Below are 19559 nucleotides of genomic sequence, written 5' to 3'. Positions count from 1 at the left end.
CATGACCGAATTAAAACGTTTAAATAAATTTATTAGTGAAACAGGTTTTTGTTCACGCCGTGAAGCCGATAAATATATTGAGCAAGGTCGTGTAACAGTTAATGGTAATACGCCTGAAATGGGCGTAAAAGTGGCTGATACCGATACTGTTTTAGTAGATGGAAAACCGCTGCGCGAAAAACCAAAACGCGTGTACATTGCGTATAATAAGCCAGTGGGTATTACCTGTACCACCGAGAGTAAAATTCAAAGTAATATTGTCAAAGCCGTTAATTATCCCACCCGTATATTTCCTATCGGCCGTTTAGACAGACCTTCAGAAGGATTGATCTTTTTAACTAACGAAGGCGATATCGTTAATAAAATTTTGCGAGCGGGTAATAACCACGAAAAAGAATACGTGGTGACAGTTGATAAACCACTCAATCGCCAATTTGTGAGCAAAATGGCCAACGGTATTCCTATTTTAGATACCGTTACAAAAAAATGTAAAGTGACGCAAACAGCTCCGCAAGAATTCAAAATTGTGCTTACGCAGGGTTTAAACCGCCAAATTCGCCGTATGTGTGAATACCTAGGTTATGAAGTTGTAACCCTTAAACGTACCCGCATTATGAATGTAACGTTAAAGGGCTTAAAAGTAGGCCAGTGGCGACATTTAACCGACGTAGAAATGGCGCAAATTAATGACTCCATTGCTGATTCGGGTAAAACGCAAGAGCACTCGGTTGATACCAATAAGCAAAATGCCAATAACAAAGGCGAGCCTAAAAAGCGTGATTTTCAGGGTGAAAACCCACGTGCCTTTAATAATGAGCGAGGCGCTCGCACTCAAAGAAGTAACACCCCTTTTCAAAAGCGCTCCACCACCTATGTAGGTAAAGGCGGAGCTAGTAAAAATACGCAAGGCGATAGCAAAAGCGCAAACAACAAAAAGCCAGCAAACGGTAAAGCGCGTTCATCTGGCACATTAAGTTTAAAAAAATAGCGTGCGCACTTACCATTGTATTTGATGCACGACGTTACCGAGTGGGCTTTTAACGCCCACGATGTTTATTTTCTCATTTTTTAGCCGCTTTAATGCTGGTTTATCTAAATACCACCTAAAAGAGCGCTTTCTGTAAGTTTGTAAATCAAGCACAACCAGTTTTGCGCAGCTGTATTCGTAATCACTCGGACACGCCTCTACAGCCAGTAGCTGGTAATCTTGCTGCCAGCTATTGTCGCTATAATAATACGTCCATAACTTTACTGAAATACAAAAACTAGCCCACAGCCATAAATAAACTAAAACCGGTATAAACAAAATACCCAGCCAGCCCCTAAGCTTCCCATCATCCTCTAAGTAGTCTTTAAAATTTGATTTAAATGTTATGCATGCGTTGTACTTTTTGTATCCGTACATCCCCCCTGCAATACTAATTATTACTGACAAAACAGGAAGCAGCTTATGTGTTAAAAAATCATAAGCGGTATTGGCAATAAAGGGGGGATCGAGATTTTCATCCCAAGCAATAAAAAATAGGGGTGGGAATAGTAAACTAGCGGTAATTATTATTCTAAAAAGTTGTTTTGCTGTCATTTGAGGGGTTATTTATAAAACACAACGCCAATATAAAGTAAAAAAAGCCCTAAATAAACGGCTAATGCAGATACGCTGTTTTTAGAGCGCAGTCGTTTAATTAAATCGTAAGTACCGTCAAACATGCCTGTTATTACCAGTGCAATACCGCCCGTGAAACGGTAGTTGTTTAAATCTACATTGCCATTTTCGTCGGTTATAAAGTGAAAATAGCGAAAGAGAATACAAATACAACCTAGTTTATTAAGTCCATCTTTAACCTCGGTTTAAATAATAAAAAACGCAGCTACTGTGAGGTAAGCTGCGTTTTAAACGTCCTTTAAGGCTTTTAAATTACTTTCTAGGCTCGTAGTCTATTCTAAATACAACAGTATAAAGCACAGGCACTACGATAAGCGTGAGTATGGTTGCAAAGCCTAAACCAAACATAATAGTTACCGCCATTGATTGGAAGAACACGTCAAACAACAACGGGATCATACCTAAAATGGTGGTAATAGCCGCCATCGCTACAGGACGTACACGGCTAACGCCAGATTCAAACACAGCTTGATAAGGCGATTTACCATCGCGAAGCTCAAGATTTATTTGATCGACCAACACTATGCCGTTTTTAATCAGCATACCGCTTAAACTTAGTAATCCAAGTAGTGCCATAAAGCTAAATGGCGCATTCATTATTAACATGCCCGCACTCACACCAATAATGGCAAGTGGCACTGTAGCCCAAATAACTAAAGGCTGTTTAAGTGAATTGAACAGCAGTACGGTTACCGCAAACATCGCTAAATAACCCAGCGGTAATGAGCCAAATATAGCGGCTTGCGCATCCGATGACGACTCATACTCGCCGCCCCATTCTAATTTATAGCCACGCGGTAGCTCTATTGCTTCTACGGGTCCGCGCACGCGTGCAAATAACTTAGCGGCAGTTTCATCGCCTAATACGTTGTGATCGGCCATTACCGTTATTGTGCGCTTTCGGTCGCGGCGCATAATTAGGCTGTCTTCCCATTCAACCACAAATTCGTCAACCACTTGTGTTACTGGCACAAATACACCCAGTACTGGGCTGTATATTTGTAAATCGTGAACGCTTTCTACATTTAGGCGCTCATTTGCCGGCGAGCGAGCAATAATTGGCAATAGTTGTGTACCATCGCGGTATACACCCACTTGCTTGCCTGAAAGGCTTGTAAGCAGAACATCATCAAGGTCTGACTTACTAATACCTAAGCGACGCGCTTTTTGTTCGTTAAATTGTGGGCGAATCATTTTAGTGCGTGCGCGCCAATCATCACGAATATTATAAGCGCCATCGTCCTGTGCGATAACTTCTTCAGCCTGGGCTGCTAATCGTCTAAGTATTACCGGATCGGGGCCTGTAAAGCGTGCTTCAATTTTAGCATCGGTTGAGGGGCCAATTTCCATGGGCTTAATTTTAAGCTCAGCTGAAAGCGGTGTATTTTGTGAGTATTCACGCACTTTTTTCATTACTACAGCCACCGCCTCGCGGTTTTTTACTCTAATAATGAGCTGCCCGTATGACGAGTACGACTTTTGCGGTGCATAAGTAAGCATAAAGCGTGGAGCACCTTGGCCTGTAGTACTGGTTATTTCTTCAACTAGCTCTTCTTTTTGAAGGTAGTTTTCAAGCTTTTTAATTCCCTCTAGCGTTGCTCTTATGTCGGAGCCTTGTTGCTGCCAGTAATCTACATAAAACATAGGCGTGTTAGAGGCTGGGAAAAACGATTGTTTAACCGCACCAAAACCAACCACAGCCGAGCAAAGAAGCACGACCATAAGCACAAGCGTGGTTTTACGATAATGCATAGACACATCTAAAAGTGCTTTATAGCCGGTAAAAATAAAGCCTTGGTATGGGTCGTCATTTTCCTCTTCGCCCTCAGCATTTTTAGCTTTTTTAAATTCATCTTGTTTAAACATTAAATTTGCAAAAAATGGCGTAAGCGTAATGGCGGTGATCCAGCTTAGTAAAAGCGATATAAACAATACCCAAAATAAGCTACCCGCAAATTCACCGGTCGCATCAGAGCTTAGGCCAATAGGGGCAAACGCAGTAATACCAATAACTGTAGCGCCTAGTAGCGGCCATTTAGTTTGTTCTACAATATTAACCGCAGCTTTTAACTTAGTTTGGCCACGCTTTAAATTTATTAATATGCCTTCGGTTACTACTATGGCGTTATCTACCAGCATACCAAGGGCAATAATAAGCGCACCCAGAGAAATACGTTGCAGGTCTATGGCGAACAACTTCATAAATATAAAGGTGCCTAAAACGGTGAGTAATAAAATACCGCCAATTAAAATACCACTTTTTAACCCCATAAATATAAGCAGTACCACGATTACAATGGCAATCGCCTCTACTAGGCTGACAATAAAGCCATCTACCGATTTTTCTACTTCTTTAGGTTGGTTATACACCGATTCTACATGTATGCCATGTGGGCGCTGGTATTCAAGCTCTGCTAAGTGCTCGTCAATACGTTTACCTACATCTACTACGTTCACGCTGTTCATAAACGAGACGCCAATTAAAAGCGCTTGTTCTGAGTTGTAGCGAATAACATTGCTGGGTACTTCTGCGTATTCTCTAAATACTTTTGCTACATCACCTAAGTAAATAAGCTCGCTAGCACCGGGTTTAGATATAAGTAGGGTTTCGAGCTCTTTAACATCTTTAAATTCGCCAGTTGGGTGAAAGCGTATAGACTCATCGCCCACTCTAATTTTACCTGCGTTAGAGACTGTATTTTGCGATTGCAGTAAACCAAAAATATGGCTTGGGGCAATACCGAGCTGCGCTAATTTACGGGTAGACACTTCAACCATTACTTGAGGCTGTTGCTCACCAGCAATGGTCACTTTACTCACACCTTTAACCAGTACGAGTTCACGCTTTAAGTAATCGGTGTAATCTTTTAGTTCATCATAAGAGTAGCCATCGCCGGTAACCGCATACATAACACCGTATACATCACCAAAGTCATCTAAAATGGTGCTTGGGTAAACGCCACTCGGGAGTGAAGGCGCTAAATCGTTAATTTTACGGCGCATTTCATCCCAAATTTGGCGCAGCTGTTCTTTTCGGTAGGTGCTTTTCATTTCTACCGATATTTGCGACTTACCATTTGATGAAATAGAGGTCACATAATCTACGTAGGGGAGTTGCTGAATCGCATTTTCGATAGGAAAGGTGACTTCTTCCTCTACTTGTTGTGGCGATGCACCCGGATACATAGTAATAACCATGGCGGTTTTAAGTGTAAACTCTGGGTCTTCTAGTTGGCCTAAATCAAAGTACGACACACTCCCGCCAATTAACAGCAGTAGTGCAAACATCCAGCTAATTACTTTTTTCTCTATGGAGAGTTGCGCAAAGCTCATAATTATAAGCCTCGCTCTTTATTCCATGGACGTACTTTCATGCCTTCATCTAATGAGTGTACGCCAGCGGAGACGACAATTTGGCCTTCTTTAATACCGCTTAGCACTTCAATGCCGTCGCGGTGTACTTGGCCTACTTTAACGGCTTGTTTATTAACAACGCCGGTTTCTGGGTTATATATCCACACATAGGCGTTATCTGACACGCTTTCTTTAGCTTCAGAAAAAACCGACTCTACCGGTAAAATAGTGTAAGCCACTTGCGAGCTGGTTACTTTTGATAAATCGATAAATACACGGCCCGTCATCCCTGCAAGTAGGTTAAAGTCTTTAGGCACTGGTAGCGAAAAAACAACTTTGTAGGTAAGCGTAGTAGGATCGGCCTGCGTGTCCCACTCTTTTAAATCAAGGGTGTACTCTTTATTATCATAACCGTCAAACACAACGGTAGGGTGGTAGTCGCTGCCTTTTTTAATGCGCGCTATTATTTTTTCTGGAACTTGGATTTCTACATCCATTAAATCGCGGGTTTCTAGGCGTAAAATGTTTTGCTTGGCTTGAATGTTTTCAAAGTTTTTAACAAATACTTTGGCTACAGTCCCTGCAAATGGGGCGCGCAGTTCGCTGTATTCTAGGTTGGTTTCGGCAATTTTAAAGGCAGACTCTGCCACTTGCATATTGGCCAATGCTTCATCGTACTCTGATTGACTCGCGATTCTTTTTTCAAGTAATTGTTCAATGCGGCTAAGTTGTGATTTAGCAAGCTCATAACGGGCTTTTCTATCATCGTACTGTAACTGAAAGTCTTCTGGGTCAAGCTTTGCTAAAAGTTGTCCTTTTTCAACTTCTTCACCTGCTAATACCGGAAACTCTACCAGTTCACCATTGACTCTAAATGCTAAGTACGAGCCTTGGTTAGCAACCACCTCAGCAGGAAAGCTGCGCACATTTGTTTGCGAATCATGTCCTATATTGAATAACTTTACAGGCCTAATGGGCTCTTCTTTTACTTGCTTTTCTGGCTCTGAGCAGGCCATTAAGGTAAGTAAAGTCGTAGTAAGTATACATAGACGAAAGAGTTTCATGTCTTCTCCGTGGCAATGATGGGCAAAATAATTAAGTGCAGGATACGCCGCAACCATATAAAATAAAATTCATTAAATTTTAGAAACATAATAAGTTTTATTTATGATCATGTTGAGCGCAGTATGAAGCTGAATCAATTACAAATTTTAGATGCCATTGTACAAAGTGCAAGTTTAAGTGGCGCGGCGCTTAAATTACATAAAACTCAACCTGCACTTACCTTAGCAATTAAAAACTTAGAGGCAAAAATTGGCTTTGAACTACTCGATAGAAGCAAGTACCGATTACAGTTAACTGAAAAAGGGCGTGTTTTTCATCGCGAAGCACAACAATTATTGCATGCAAATGATGAGCTAGCACAGCTTGCTAAAGAGCTTGCACTGGGTAACGAGCCACAATATCGAATTTGCTACGAGCAAATTTGTCAAAAAGACAATTATAACGAGATCATAAGTAATACTTTTAGACTATTTAAGCGTACAGAGTTTAATTTAACCAGTGGCAAACGCTTTGTCTCTTTAGAGCAAGTAAATAGTGGGCAAGTGGAGTTAGGCATAGGCCCCTGGTTTGACTTATTTCATGCAACAGGGCACTTAGAAAGCCTACCAATTGGTAAATTAAACATTGGAATTATTGCATCTACTAATGCGTTTCCTAAGTACATGACCTTTAACGAGCTACAAAATTACCCGTGTTTGGCCATGTTTGAAAGTGACTTAAGCATAGACAGCGACAAGCTTTCTTACTCAAAAGGCTCTGCCTTAATGAAGATTGACGATGTAACCAATTTAAAGTCGTTTTTGCTTGCTGGTGCCGGCTGGGCAATGATGAACATAGACTATTGCGCCCCTGAAATAGAAGCTGGGCTGTTGCAGCAAATACAGATAAACGACAGAGAAGATGAGTTTGGTATAGAAGTACGTGCATTTAGGCGTGATGCAATACACCATGGCCCTGTTGCGCGCTCTATTTGGGAGCAATTTAAAGTACTCAGTGAGGCGTACGTTAATGACCGATAATATTGATAAAGAAACCCTCATTTACACCATTATTGCAAATATACCTGTAGGTTTTGTAGCAAGTTACGGGCAAGTAGCAACGCTTGCCGGTTATCCGCAAAATTCACGCTTGGTAGGGCGCTTATTAAAGCAAATGCCAGATGATTCTGTTATACCGTGGCACAGAGTAGTAAACAGCCAAGGTAAAATATCATTCCCTGCAGGCAGTGATAAATATCAAGAGCAGCGCCAAAAGCTATTATTAGAAGGGGTTAGCTTTAAAAACGACAAAGTAAATATGCGTGAGTGTAGATGGCAGTAGTGAACGTATTATCGTAAAAGAGCTTTTAAAGGCTGCTTTATTACAAGTGTGCGGCTTACTTTTTTGTTTTTAGCTATCGTAAATCTACAAAAAATAGGGTTATTCAGCTTGTAGTTTTACCTTTAACAAAACCCCCTTACCTAGTTTTGTGAATGAAAAACTTACAATGAAAAGCGATATATTTTCTATTTTTTACACAATAAAAATATATACGGCAAAGTAAAAACACCTCCACACCTACCTATAGCTAAAATGGCATTAAATCAATTAAGCGTCGAGATTTGGCATAACACTTGAACTACTTATTAGTTGTAAATAGATATTGAGCATACCAAATGTTGGCTCAAGGGCGCGTTTAAAAATGGTATCTCATTTACATTAAGGTAAAACGTAAGTAATCCTCAAGCCATTTTAAAAGTGACTGATAAATTATTTGAAAAATACGGTTTTTCACATCGCTAGTGATGAATGATCAAGGTGATGAAGTGTAAATGTTTAGTTTTAAGCATGAGGGTTATTAAAACCAAATATTAAGGACTAACAAACTATGACTGACCCAACTTTATTGATTTTAATGTACTTTGTGATCCCTGTTTGGCTTGCTGCTGGTATTGCTGATTGGTTTTGTCATCGACGTAGTAATATTTCTACAACCAGCGGTGCTAAAGAGTCATTTATTCATTTATTAATGTTTGCCGAAGTGGGCATTCCGTTAATCCTCGTTTTAATTTTTGAAGTTAATAGTTTGATTATTGCCCTTTGTATTGTGTTGTTTTTTCTGCATGAGCTTACAGCAATGTGGGATGTAACTTATGCAGTAAGTAAGCGAAGGGTAGGGCCTATAGAGCAACATATACACAGTTTTTTAGAAATGATACCCCTGTTAGCTTTGGTATTAATTATTGCGCGCCATTGGGAGCAATTTACCGCTTTATTTACTCCAGGCGGATTTCCTCCTGACTTTACGCTGCAATTAAAAGCCTCTCCTTTACCAATAACTTACTTGGCAACGGTACTATTTATAGCACTTGCGCTAGAATTTACGCCTTATTTAGAAGAGTTCATTCGCGGTATACGTGCTAAAAAAGATAACACTTAATCGGCTTGAGTTATTTAAGCCGTTAATTTATGCGCGTATAAATACTGCTGTGTAAGCACAGATTTTAGTGTGTCTCTAAGGTATTGTTAACCAGAGCCTCACTAATACTTAGTGGGGCTTATTTAGGTATAATTGAAAAAGGCTAGGTAAAAATAGCGGCGTAAATACGCCGCTATTATTTTATAAAATTAATAAGCTAAGATTAACTAATATGAGTGAGTCAGTATGATTAAGGTAGATGCTGCCCACCTGTCACGCCCATTATTTCCGCGGTAATGTAACTTGACTCTTGCGACGCTAAGTATACATAGGTGGGTGCTAGTTCAGCAGGCTGACCTGGTCTGCCTAATGGTACGTTATCACCAAATTCAGGCAATTTTTTAGCCGGTTGGCCGCCACTTTGTTGAAGCGGGGTCCAAATTGGCCCTGGAGCAACCCCATTAACCCTAATGCCTTTATCAATCACCATTTTTGCTAAGCTTTTAGTAAAGCTTGTAATTGCGCCCTTAGTCGATGCGTAATCAAGAAGCCCAGCAGAGGGTTGATAGCATTGGATAGAGGTTGTATTAATAATACTAGCGCCCGGTGGCATATGTTTTACCGCCGCTTTTGTTATCCAAAACATAGCAAATACATTTGTTGCATATGTTTGGCAAAATTGCTCGGTAGATAAATCGTCTAGCTCGGCAACAAACTGTTGTTTACCCGCATTATTCACTAATATGTCGATTGAGCCTAAGTTTTCAACGCTTTGCGCCACAAGGTCGTTACAAAAACTCTCATCAGAGATATCGCCTGCAATTCCCCATGCTTTGTTACCGCTGGCTTTTAATATATCGAGTGTTTCTTTCGCATCAGCTTCTTCGCTGGCTAAGTAATTAATAACTACATCGGCACCTTCTCTGGCAAATGCAATGGCAACCGCTCTGCCAATGCCCGAGTCGCCCCCGGTGATCAACGCCTTGCGACCCTTTAATCTGTCGCTACCTACATAGGTATCTTCGCCGTGATCTGCTTTAGGTTTTAAAATTTCATCTAGGCCAGGGTCTGGTTGATCACTGTCTTTTTCGGTTCGTGCCATTTGATATTGGCTTCTAGGGTCTTGCATCGTAAATTGGTTAGTTGGCATATCAACGTCTCCTTTAACGTAAAGTTTAAGTTGGATTAACTGCATGTAATCACAAAGAGCCTAATGGCATATAACGCAGCAATGCGTGTTACCTACCTCTTTGCTTTGCGGGAATAGACGTAAAAGTGGGTGTGGTTGTAAAATATTGAGTATAAGTAGCAACTTACTAATCTAGCACTTGCCTCAATTGTAGAGTCAGCTTGGAATGCGCTCACTTTGTATCTCCTTTAACGTATTTGCTTGGCCAAGGTTTTACTGACCATTTATATTGAAGGAGCAATAGATATGCCATAGCGTTACATTTAAAATATGAAGCTATGTCACTTATTTTAATGCATTTATTTTTAAACTAAGAAAAGAGTAAATGAATAAAATGGGTAAAAAATGGATAAGAGTACCGAAAATGTTACACGCTGTTTATCGAGCTAGTTAATTAGGCGAGTAAGGACAGTGATAGGCTTATAGTCAAAGCCGTAAATAACAGCGTTTTTAATTAAGGCCTAGGTGATAACGCCTAAGCTACAACGTGCTTTTATTGCGCTTTTATATAAAAGGGTAGCCAAATTATTGCGGTTTATGTACGTAGCGTAAAAATTACTAATTACATGCATTAATACACGTAATTAGTAATTGAAATGTAGTGGCACACACACCCAGCTATTACAAAGAGGTGCCAAATTGCGTGGCTAAATTGAGTGCTTTTAGCGCTATAAAATAATGTACCTAAGCTATAAAAAATGCCACCGGCCAGTAACCAGTACAGTGCTTTTACATCAATATTTAAATAAAGTGGGTATACAATCGCAAGGGCAAACCAGCCCATAAGTAAGTAGGTAGCCAGCGAGACTTTTTTATTACCATTTTTAACCAGCACTTTATAAGCAACGCCACCAAGCGCGACTGCCCAAATAAAACTCAGTGTGCCCCAAGACCACCATCCATTAAGAGATAGCAATAAAAATGGGGTGTACGTACCTGCTATTAATACGTAAATAGCGCAGTGATCGCACTTTTTATAAAAAGCGCGTAATTTTGGCTGTACACTGGCGTGATAAAGTGTGGATGATAAAAACAATACAAATAAACTAGCCCCATATACAGCGGTGCTAATATAAGCTTTTACGCTGGTGGCTTGTTTAAATAAATCCCACATTACAAACACAGCAAAAAATATTCCCAGTGCATGGCTTAATACATTGAGTTTTTCTTCTTTGCGAGAATAGGGTGCATCTATAGTCATACTAGTCCTACCACTTATTAATTAAACTTGAGTGTACAGGTGTACGCTCAATGTTTCAATGTCAGCATTGTTACTGTAAATTAGTCACCGTACTTTTATTGATTTTAAAGGGAATTAATCGGGTATAGTGTGGTCGTATAGTCTCAATTAATTAAGGCACGTTTATCATGAAAAAAGAGCTCAAAGCCGTTTTACTTACTGCCATTGTGTATCCTGGGGCAGGGCATTTTTCGCTTAAAAAGCGTTTAATAGGCTGTATTTTTGCAAGTGTATTCACGCTACTTTTGTTTATGACATTAGGTGATATTTTGGCTATAGCTCAATGTAGCGCAAATGAAATTTTAGCAGGTAAAATTCCGATGACGGCTTCAGGCATTTTACAAGCCGCCCGTAATCCATCAGGTGAATGTGCTCAGCTTGGGGAATATAAATATCTTCCTTTAATGGTGGTCATTTGGTTACTAAGTATGGTTGATGCTTATCGGTTAGGTAAAAAAGTTAAACCCGATACGCAAAATAAAAAGTAATGGTAGTCGTTGTTTTAAACTGCAAATAGTGAACTAAAAATATTTACTAATAGTTAGTCAAAAAATTAAAAAGGTTAGTTAAATTAACCAAGCCTGAATACTGCGTTGCAATATGGATTTTGATATAGTCTTTAAATATCAATGGTTTAATTTTTATTTTTCTGTTGGCACAACCCTTGATTATGTTATTGCGTCTAAACAATATACACAACAAGGAATACCATTATGAAACATTCAATTAAAATCGCTATGGCAAGTTTATTAGTATTAGGTTCTTCGCAAGTACATGCTAGTGAAGTGGACCTAGATGTAACTGATATTATAACGCAAAACGTAACAAGCTATATTAATCAAGCAACGGCAGAGCTTGAACAATCAATTTCGCAGAGCCTTAGTTTTGATGCCCAGGCAGTACTTGAGCAATTTGTAAATCAAGCGCAAGAACAAGCTGACGTTACCACGCAGTCTTCAATGCCGGAAACTACGCAAGTTAAAGCTAAATAAGTGTAAAAGGATAAGACGATGAGTAACGAATTAGGATTATTTGCACTTATGTTGGCGCCTGTTGTAAGCATGATTAGTGTTTACTATATGGTACAAGTAATAAAAAGTATGGGAAGTTGGATCAACTTTTAATTTATAGGTAAATAATTCGATTTGAGTAAGCTGATCGACTTAGTAAAAGCGCACGTAAATAAAGGCAGTGTAATTTAAAGAAGTAGACTTTATGAAACGTGCGATTTTCCCATTACCAATATTTGTGTTACCAGAAGGCTATACGCGTTTGCGTATATTTGAGCCTAGGTATTTAAACATGGTAAAAACCGCACTACAAAATAATGTCGGTTTTGTACTGTGCACCTACCAGCACGACACGCCATTTAATATTAGCGCTCAGGGCTGTTTGGTCGATATTATCGACTTTGATCAAGACCCTAGCAATATGCTACTCATTGATGTGTACGCTGCTAAAAGCGTGCAAATAAATGACGTTTACCAAGATGAAAGTGAATTACGCCATGGCTTATTAAGCGATTGCAATACGCCGTATTGGTACAATGACTCCCATAGTGAAATTTCGGCTGATAATCAACGCTTGTCTGATTCTTTGCAGGACATATTTTTAAACAATAAAGAGCTTTCTAGTTTATATAGGCAAACCAAGTTTGATAATTTAGCTTGGGTAGCTGCGCGCTGGCTTGAACTATTACCTATATCTATCGATAAAAAACAGCAACTTGCGTTCGAAAGTAACTTTGCTAACTTACTAAACTTCCTCCATACTGTGATTAACAATGAATTTGCCTAAAATAATGTGATCTGCGTTTAATTGCTTGGCGTATAGATATGTCCAAAAGCATACACGGGATAAATTATTATGGTAAGTCAACAACCCTCACCACGTTGTGAACCTAATACAGGTAAATATACTGCCATGCCAGAAACGCCAAGTGCAGAGCTTATGCAAGCTCTGCTTGATGTAGCTACTTCGCGAGACAAAAGAGCGTTTGCTTACTTATTTGAATACTTTTCGCCAAAAATCAAACGCTTTGGAATTAAGCAATTTGGCTCTGAGGCACAAGCAATGGAGCTTGTACAAGAAACATTAACCTCAGTGTGGCGTAAAGCGCATTTGTATCACAGCGATAAAGGGGCTGCGACGACCTGGGTATATACCGTAATGCGTAATGCCTCATTTGATATGCTTCGTAAAATGAAAAGTAATAAAGAAGAAAATATAAGCGAAGATATTTGGCCACTTATTAACGAATCTCAAGATACAACACTTGAATTTAGCGACCACTTGGAAGATCAACAAATTAAACGTTACCTAGACAAACTACCAACCGCTCAACGAGAGGTAGTCCGAGGCGTTTATTTCCAAGATATGTCGCAAGAGCAACTTGCTCAACAATTAAATATTCCTGTAGGCACGGTAAAATCACGATTGCGTTTAGCCTTGCAAAAATTACGTAATGAAATGGGAGATCAGCATGATTAAACATCACCCTAGTGAATCTTTACTAGCACAATATTGTTCAGCGCAGTTACCTGCATCGTTAAGCGTTGCGGTATCTATACACGTTGATATGTGCCCAGTTTGCCAAGCAAAAGTGGCAAAACTTGAAGCTGCTAATGCAAAGGATGTATTTAGCGAGCCGCCACACGCCCCTGATACATTAAATTTAAGTAACGATTTACAAGTACCAGATTTTGACGCTGACCTGCTAGATTTGATAACCGCCGATGCTAGCATTGATGAAGTTTACGAAGTTGAGCCGGTAACCGTACAAGTTAATGAGCATAACTACGAATTACCACGCGCCTTAACACGCATTTCGCATGGGCGTTTTACGCAAGTGGGTAAGCTTGCTCGCTCTCGCGTTGCTATTGATGATGGCCCATTGCGCTCAAGCCTTTTACATATTGGCGCAGGTGGCGAAATCCCCGAGCATACTCATACTGGTTTTGAAGTAACATTGCTACTTGATGGTGAATTTAGTGATGAAGAGGGCAGTTACGTGCCAGGAGACTTTATTTGGCAAGATGGCTCTCATCAGCACACCCCACTTACAAAAGATGGCTGTTTATGCTTTACAGTCGTCAGTAGTGCGCTACATTTTAATAAAGGGCTCAGTAAGTTACTTAATCCTATAGGTAACTTGATTTATTAAGAGAATTTATGCAAACAGACACAATAAAAATAGGTATTAGCGCCTGCTTAGCAGGCGAAAAAGTACGTTTTGATACAGGCCATAAAAAGTCTAATTTTTGTATGGACGAACTTGGAAAACATGTAGAGTACACGCGTTTTTGCCCAGAGGTAGCCGTAGGGTTACCTATTCCTAGGCCAACCATACGCCAAGTACGCGTAGGCGATACAATAAAAGTTTGTCGCCCAGATGGCACTGGCGATGTTGGGCCTAAGCTAACTGAATACGGTAAAAAAGTAGCCACAGAGCAAGCTAAAAACCTAAGTGGTTTTGTTTTTTGTGCGAAAAGCCCAAGCTGCGGTATGGAAAGAATTAAAATTTATAACGAGGCGGGTACCGGCAATACCTCTGAAGGCGTTGGTTTTTTTGCTGAGCAAATAATGAAGCACAATCCATTACTGCCATGTGAAGAAAACGGCCGCTTAAACGACATGCATTTACGCGAAAACTTTGTAATGCGCGTGTACGCGTACAAACAGTGGCAGTTATTAGCTTCTGAGCCGCTCACAGTGCATAAGCTTACCCAGTTTCATTCGCAATATAAGTACTTATTAATGGCTCATAATTATCAAGCTTACCGCGACTTAGGTAATTTACTTGGTACTTATAAAGGTGATGATATTAACGCTTTAGCAGATGAGTACATTCTTGGGTTAATGAACGGCCTTAAAAAGCCTGCATCACGTAGGAATAACTGCAACACGTTAATGCACTTGCAGGGCTACTTTAAAAAAGACTTATCTAAGGTTGAAAAGCAAGAGCTACGCGATGCAATCGATGAATACCGTCAAGGTTTAGTGCCTTTGTACGTACCGCTTACTTTGTTAAAACATCATCTGAAAGTACACCCTAATGAATACCTAGAAAAGCAGGTGTTTTTTAATCCTTACCCTAATGAACTAAAATTACGTTACGGCATATAATGAATACACTTTTTTGGTTTAGGCGCGATTTGCGCCTTTTTTCTAACGAAGCGCTTATTGAAGCGCTAAATAATGGCGCTAAACAGGCCATTTTTTTTATCTGCGAAAAGCAATGGCAACAACACAACGCCGCTCCCATTCAAATAGATTTACTAAAAAGACGCCTCAATTATATACGCGAGCAGCTAGCACAGTACGCAATAGAGCTGCATATTTTTGACGCCCCTTACTTTGACGATTGTGAAAGTGCGCTTTTATCATTTTGCGATAAACATCAAGTAGAACATGTAATTGCTAATAAAGAGTATGAGTTAAATGAAGTAAATCGTGATGCGCAAATACTTGCAAAGTGTGATGATAAAAATATTACGTTTACCCTCTATGAGGGAGATGTAATAGCGCCTGTAGGCAGTGTTAAAAACCAAAGTAACGAAATGTACAAAGTGTTTACGCCATTTAAAAAACAGTGGCTTAAACAACTCCAAGATACTCACTTTAGCTTATTACCGTGGCCTTTAAAAAAACAGCCGATAAATAACAACGCACAGGCAATTAAAAGTGATGGCTGCTCAGAAAAATGGCCAGTTGATGATGAAAGCTTAGCAACCATTGTTGATAATTTTATTTGCGACAAATTAAGTAGCTACGACGATCAGCGTGATATACCCAGCATTAAAGGCACATCGGGTTTAAGCCCTTATCTAGCTCTGGGTATTATAAGCCCTAAGCAGTTACTGGTTAATATTCAAAACCGCTACCCAGATATTTTAACAACATCTAAAAGTAAAACTTTTACTTGGGTAAACGAGCTTATTTGGCGCGAATTTTATCGTCATTTAATTGCGCAATTTCCTAAGCTTTCTCGTGGTGATAACTTTAACGAAAAGTACAATGGCGTTAAATGGCGTAAAAACGAGGCTGAGTTTAAAGCCTGGTGCGAGGGGAAAACAGGTTACCCACTCGTTGATGCAGCGATGAGACAGTTAGTTCAAACCGGCTGGATGCATAACCGTTTAAGAATGGTAGTTGCCAGCTTTTTGACCAAACATTTATTAATTGATTGGCGTGAAGGCGAGCAGTTTTTTATGCAGCACCTTATTGATGGCGATTTAGCCTCTAATAATGGTGGTTGGCAGTGGGCTGCAAGCACTGGCTGTGACGCGCAGCCTTATTTTCGCGTATTTAATCCTATCACTCAAAGTGAGCGCTTTGATCCTAATGGTAAATTTATACGTAAATATTTACCAGAGCTTGAAAAAGTGCCAGATAAACATATTCATTTTCCTCATGCATATTTAGCGTCAATAGGGGCTGATAAGCAATGTTACTGGCCGGCAATCGTAGATCATAAAGCAGCTCGCGAGCGTGCAATAGCTGCATTTAAGGGGTGATATGGAAACAGCATTACCGGTAGCAAAATTTGTAGAAATATATCAACAACTCGATAAATCAAACCTGCATTTGCTTAATGATATTTACAGCGAGCAAATTAAATTTAAAGACCCAATGCACGAAATACACGGGCTAAGCGAGCTTACCCGATATTTTTCTAATCTATATAGTAATGTTAAGCATTGTCAGTTTGATATTAGTGACACCTACGAGTGTGACGACAAAGCTTTTTTGTATTGGACAATGCATTACGCCCACCCAAAACTGGCTTCTGGCAAAACTATATCGGTAGAAGGGCACAGTAAGCTGGTTTTTAAAGAAGGTAAAATTATTAACCACCGCGACTATTTTAATGTCGGTGAAATGCTATACAAGCATATTCCTATTTTGGGTGGCGTTATAAATTACATAGATAAACGAGCAGGGTAGCGATGAATATTTTAATTACAGGTGCAACCTCAGGTATTGGCGAGCAGCTTGCAATAAAGTACGCTCAGCAAGGCAACACGGTAATTGCTTGCGGTAGGAACCTTGAAAAGTTAGCTGAACTTGAAAAACACACCAATATTAAAGCGTGTCAGTTTGATGCCACAGACCTTAAAGACATAAAGCAAGCAACCCTTGGGTTTAGTGCTTTTGATAAGGTTATTCTTAACGCTGGTAACTGTGAGTATGTAGATGATGCCCGTAACTTTGACAGCGCTTTGTTTGAGCGAGTTATTTCAGTAAACCTGCTGGCAATGGGCTACTGCCTAGAGGCACTATTACCAAAAATTAGTGCGGGCGGACAACTTGTGCTTGTTAGCTCAAGCGTTACGTATTTACCTCTGCCACGCTCTGAGGCTTATGGCGCATCTAAAGCTGGGGTAAGCTATTTAGCGAAAAGCTTAGCAATCGACTTAAACGATGTTGATGTTACGTTGGTGCACCCTGGTTTTGTTAAAACCCCCCTTACTGATAAAAACGATTTCCCAATGCCTATGGCCGTTACTGCTACAGAGGCCGCCGATTATATGATTAAGGGGATCAATAAACGCCGTAAAGAAGTTCATTTTCCTTATCGGTTTACGCTTATTTTAAAAGCATTACGTATTTTACCGTTACCACTTTGGTTACGTTTAGCAAAAGGATTAGCCCGTTGAAAAAAATAGCAATAATAGGTTCTGGCGTATCGGGTTTAACCTGTGCTCATTTACTGCATAAGCATTACGATATTACTGTATTTGAAAAAAACGATTACATTGGTGGTCATACCGCGACAGTAGAGATATCTGATGCTGGGGTTAAACGCGCAATAGACACGGGCTTTATCGTATTTAATGACCGCACTTACCCGTACTTTGAAAAACTACTCGCGCGCATTGGCGTAGACAGACAAGAAACACAAATGAGCTTTAGTGTTCATAATCAAGCAAGTGGTTTTGAGTACAACGGACACACCTTTGCCAGCTTATTCGCTCAAAAAAGAAATATATTTAGGCCTAAGTTTTGGCGCTTGTTAAGCGATATAGTTAAGTTTAATAAATTATGTAAAGCAATGCACAGCGAGCAAAACTACCCTAAAGATCAAACGCTGGGTCAGTTATTAGATACGCACGGCTTTAATGACTTTTTTAAATACCATTACATTTTACCTATGGGGGCGGCTATTTGGTCAACCAGCATCAAAGAGATGCAAAATGTAGGGGTTGAGTTTTTTGTAAACTTTTTTTACAACCATGGCTTACTTGATGTTACAAACAGGCCGCAGTGGTATGTAATCCCTGGTGGGTCTAAGCAATATATTAAGCCGCTTATTAAAGGTTTTGCAGAGCGGATAAAACTAAATACCGACATTGAGACGGTTACGCGTGTTGATAATAAAGTAATTATTACTTTTGAAAATGGCGAACAAGCTGAATTTGATAAAGTGGTATTTGCGTGTCACTCAGATCAAGCCCTTGCATTACTTGGTGATGCGACTGAGCAAGAACAGGCTGTATTAGGTGCAATCCCTTATACCGAAAACTCGGTAGTATTGCATACAGATACCAGTTTACTGCCAGATAGAAAAGCCGCCTGGGCTAGCTGGAATTACTTACTAAACGAAAATACCGACAAAGCAGCGGTTGTTACATACCAAATGAATATACTGCAAGGTATTGACTCAGATACACAATTTTGTGTAACCCTTAATCACTTAGAAGGGATTAACAAAGCAAATATATTACGTGAGTTTACTTATCATCACCCTGTTTTTAACGAAGCATCCATTGCCGCACAAAAACTCAAGCACACTGTTGATGGCCAAAATAATAGCTATTTTTGTGGTGCTTATTGGTATAACGGTTTTCATGAAGATGGTGTTCGCAGCGGGGTAGATGTGGCTAAGCAATTAGGTGTTGAATTTGAATAGCGCTGTATACTTAGGCGATGTAAGGCACAGGCGCTTTGCGGTAAAAAACCATCAGTTTAAATACCCGCTTTATATGATGTGGGTAGATTTAAAAAATCCGTTATTGCTTAATAACATTCACCCTATGTTAGGTACTTTTGGGTTTAAAGCACTGCGTTTTAATCAAGCCGATTATTTAAACACACTGCCAAACTCAGAGCCATTAAGTATTATTGAACGTGCACAGTGCCAAATAGAAAAACTAGGTGTTAAAGAGACGTTTTCGCATATTTATATGCTTGGCCAACTTAGGTGTATGGGCATTTATTTCAGCCCTGTAAATTTTTACTTTTACGGTAATAGCACCGATAACTTTAAATATATGGTGGCTGAGGTAAGCAATACGCCGTGGAATGAGCGCCATTATTATTTGGTGCCCTTACAAAAAAAAGTGAACTTTAAGAAGGCTTTCTCCGTATCACCCTTTATGAATTTAGATATGGACTACCATTGGCAGGTACAACATACAGCCGATAACACATTAATTCATATAGAAAATAAACGTGGGGATGAGTTGTTATTCGACGCGTCTTTACGATTAAAGCGAAGTCAGTTAACGAAGCAAGAAGTTAATAAATTATTAAAAAAATTTCCTGCGATGACTTTGTCTATTTTCAAAGGTATTTATGTGCAAGCACTTAAGTTGTTTATTAAAAGGGTTCCTTTTTTAGGTCATTCAGGAAAACCTTAGTATAGTTA

The 19559-nt window shown here is 39.6% G+C and carries 20 protein-coding genes; 15 read left to right on the top strand and 5 right to left on the bottom strand.

The annotated features are described in order from the left end of the window. The first annotated feature begins 1 nt into the window (after position 1). The gene (gene rluF, locus B4F91_RS05900) at positions 2–988 is read left to right on the top strand and encodes a 23S rRNA pseudouridine(2604) synthase RluF (protein ID WP_286938450.1); all 987 of its coding nucleotides are present in this window, start codon (positions 2–4) and stop codon (positions 986–988) included. 9 nt (positions 989–997) lie between these two features. On the opposite strand, the gene B4F91_RS05895 is transcribed toward rluF, so the two are convergent. The 3 genes from B4F91_RS05895 to B4F91_RS05885 form a co-directional block, all read right to left on the bottom strand. After that, positions 998–1582, bottom strand: a complete 585-nt coding sequence (locus B4F91_RS05895) for a hypothetical protein (protein WP_138577239.1) — start codon at positions 1580–1582, stop codon at positions 998–1000. Positions 1583–1915: 333 nt separating this feature from the next. Beyond that, a complete protein-coding gene (locus B4F91_RS05890; protein ID WP_273611111.1) occupies positions 1916–4996 on the bottom strand; it encodes an efflux RND transporter permease subunit in 3081 nt (1026 codons plus the stop codon). A gap of 2 nt (positions 4997–4998) precedes the next feature. Further along, on the bottom strand, positions 4999–6081 hold the full coding sequence (locus B4F91_RS05885; RefSeq protein WP_024031767.1) for an efflux RND transporter periplasmic adaptor subunit: 1083 nt from the start codon (positions 6079–6081) through the stop codon (positions 4999–5001). A 123-nt stretch (positions 6082–6204) separates the two neighbouring features. Between B4F91_RS05885 and B4F91_RS05880 the strand changes: the two genes are divergently transcribed. From B4F91_RS05880 to B4F91_RS05870, 3 genes are all read left to right on the top strand, one after another. Continuing rightward, positions 6205–7101, top strand: a complete 897-nt coding sequence (locus tag B4F91_RS05880; protein WP_248443538.1) for a LysR family transcriptional regulator — start codon at positions 6205–6207, stop codon at positions 7099–7101. After that, positions 7091–7402 carry an MGMT family protein gene (locus B4F91_RS05875; RefSeq protein WP_248462015.1) on the top strand — a complete coding sequence of 104 codons (312 nt, stop codon included), beginning with the start codon at positions 7091–7093 and terminating at the stop codon, positions 7400–7402. The genes B4F91_RS05880 and B4F91_RS05875 overlap by 11 nt, the downstream gene beginning before the upstream one ends. Positions 7403–7949: 547 nt before the next feature. Further along, positions 7950–8501, top strand: coding sequence for a hypothetical protein (locus B4F91_RS05870; RefSeq protein ID WP_004586422.1), 552 nt, complete (start codon positions 7950–7952; stop codon positions 8499–8501). A 229-nt stretch (positions 8502–8730) separates the two neighbouring features. On the opposite strand, the gene B4F91_RS05865 is transcribed toward B4F91_RS05870, so the two are convergent. Both B4F91_RS05865 and trhA read right to left on the bottom strand, forming a co-directional pair. Next, a complete protein-coding gene (locus B4F91_RS05865) occupies positions 8731–9630 on the bottom strand; it encodes an SDR family oxidoreductase (protein ID WP_096043038.1) in 900 nt (299 codons plus the stop codon). A 610-nt stretch (positions 9631–10240) separates the two neighbouring features. Further along, positions 10241–10870: a PAQR family membrane homeostasis protein TrhA gene (gene trhA, locus B4F91_RS05860; RefSeq protein WP_096042967.1), complete on the bottom strand. Its 630-nt coding sequence runs from the start codon at positions 10868–10870 to the stop codon at positions 10241–10243. 167 nt (positions 10871–11037) lie between these two features. On the opposite strand from trhA, the gene B4F91_RS05855 reads away from it, so the two are divergent. The 11 genes from B4F91_RS05855 to B4F91_RS05805 all read left to right on the top strand — a co-directional run bounded on the left by B4F91_RS05855 (position 11038) and on the right by B4F91_RS05805 (position 19551). Further along, a complete protein-coding gene (locus tag B4F91_RS05855) occupies positions 11038–11397 on the top strand; it encodes a hypothetical protein (RefSeq protein WP_096042968.1) in 360 nt (119 codons plus the stop codon). A gap of 225 nt (positions 11398–11622) precedes the next feature. Then, a complete protein-coding gene (locus B4F91_RS05850) occupies positions 11623–11901 on the top strand; it encodes a hypothetical protein (RefSeq protein ID WP_096042969.1) in 279 nt (92 codons plus the stop codon). Between the two features lie 223 nt (positions 11902–12124). Then, entirely contained in the window at positions 12125–12706 is a 582-nt protein-coding gene (locus B4F91_RS05845; protein ID WP_004586417.1) for an LON peptidase substrate-binding domain-containing protein, read from the top strand. Positions 12707–12775: 69 nt separating this feature from the next. Continuing rightward, positions 12776–13399 (top strand): sigma-70 family RNA polymerase sigma factor, encoded by a 624-nt coding sequence (locus tag B4F91_RS05840; protein ID WP_004586416.1) that lies wholly within the window; start codon positions 12776–12778, stop codon positions 13397–13399. Then, positions 13392–14072: a ChrR family anti-sigma-E factor gene (locus B4F91_RS05835; protein WP_096042970.1), complete on the top strand. Its 681-nt coding sequence runs from the start codon at positions 13392–13394 to the stop codon at positions 14070–14072. Before B4F91_RS05840 ends, B4F91_RS05835 begins: the two co-directional genes overlap by 8 nt. 8 nt (positions 14073–14080) lie before the next feature. Next, complete coding sequence (locus B4F91_RS05830; RefSeq protein ID WP_096042971.1) at positions 14081–15034, top strand: YbgA family protein; 954 nt, start codon at positions 14081–14083, stop codon at positions 15032–15034. Continuing rightward, the gene (gene phrB, locus B4F91_RS05825) at positions 15034–16425 is read left to right on the top strand and encodes a deoxyribodipyrimidine photo-lyase (RefSeq protein ID WP_286938445.1); all 1392 of its coding nucleotides are present in this window, start codon (positions 15034–15036) and stop codon (positions 16423–16425) included. The genes B4F91_RS05830 and phrB overlap by 1 nt, the downstream gene beginning before the upstream one ends. 1 nt (position 16426) lies before the next feature. Beyond that, positions 16427–16855 carry a nuclear transport factor 2 family protein gene (locus tag B4F91_RS05820; RefSeq protein WP_096042973.1) on the top strand — a complete coding sequence of 143 codons (429 nt, stop codon included), beginning with the start codon at positions 16427–16429 and terminating at the stop codon, positions 16853–16855. Positions 16856–16857: 2 nt separating this feature from the next. Next, complete coding sequence (locus B4F91_RS05815; RefSeq protein ID WP_004586411.1) at positions 16858–17568, top strand: SDR family NAD(P)-dependent oxidoreductase; 711 nt, start codon at positions 16858–16860, stop codon at positions 17566–17568. Further along, positions 17565–18821: an NAD(P)/FAD-dependent oxidoreductase gene (locus B4F91_RS05810; RefSeq protein ID WP_096042974.1), complete on the top strand. Its 1257-nt coding sequence runs from the start codon at positions 17565–17567 to the stop codon at positions 18819–18821. The genes B4F91_RS05815 and B4F91_RS05810 overlap by 4 nt, the downstream gene beginning before the upstream one ends. Then, positions 18814–19551, top strand: coding sequence for a DUF1365 domain-containing protein (locus tag B4F91_RS05805; protein ID WP_054981923.1), 738 nt, complete (start codon positions 18814–18816; stop codon positions 19549–19551). Before B4F91_RS05810 ends, B4F91_RS05805 begins: the two co-directional genes overlap by 8 nt. Positions 19552–19559: the final 8 nt, after the last annotated feature.

This window comes from Pseudoalteromonas sp. UBA6610 (assembly GCF_002433295.1).
GTDB classification, from domain to species: Bacteria; Pseudomonadota; Gammaproteobacteria; order Enterobacterales; family Alteromonadaceae; genus Pseudoalteromonas; species Pseudoalteromonas atlantica.
This window is presented reverse-complemented; position numbering and strand designations above follow the sequence as displayed.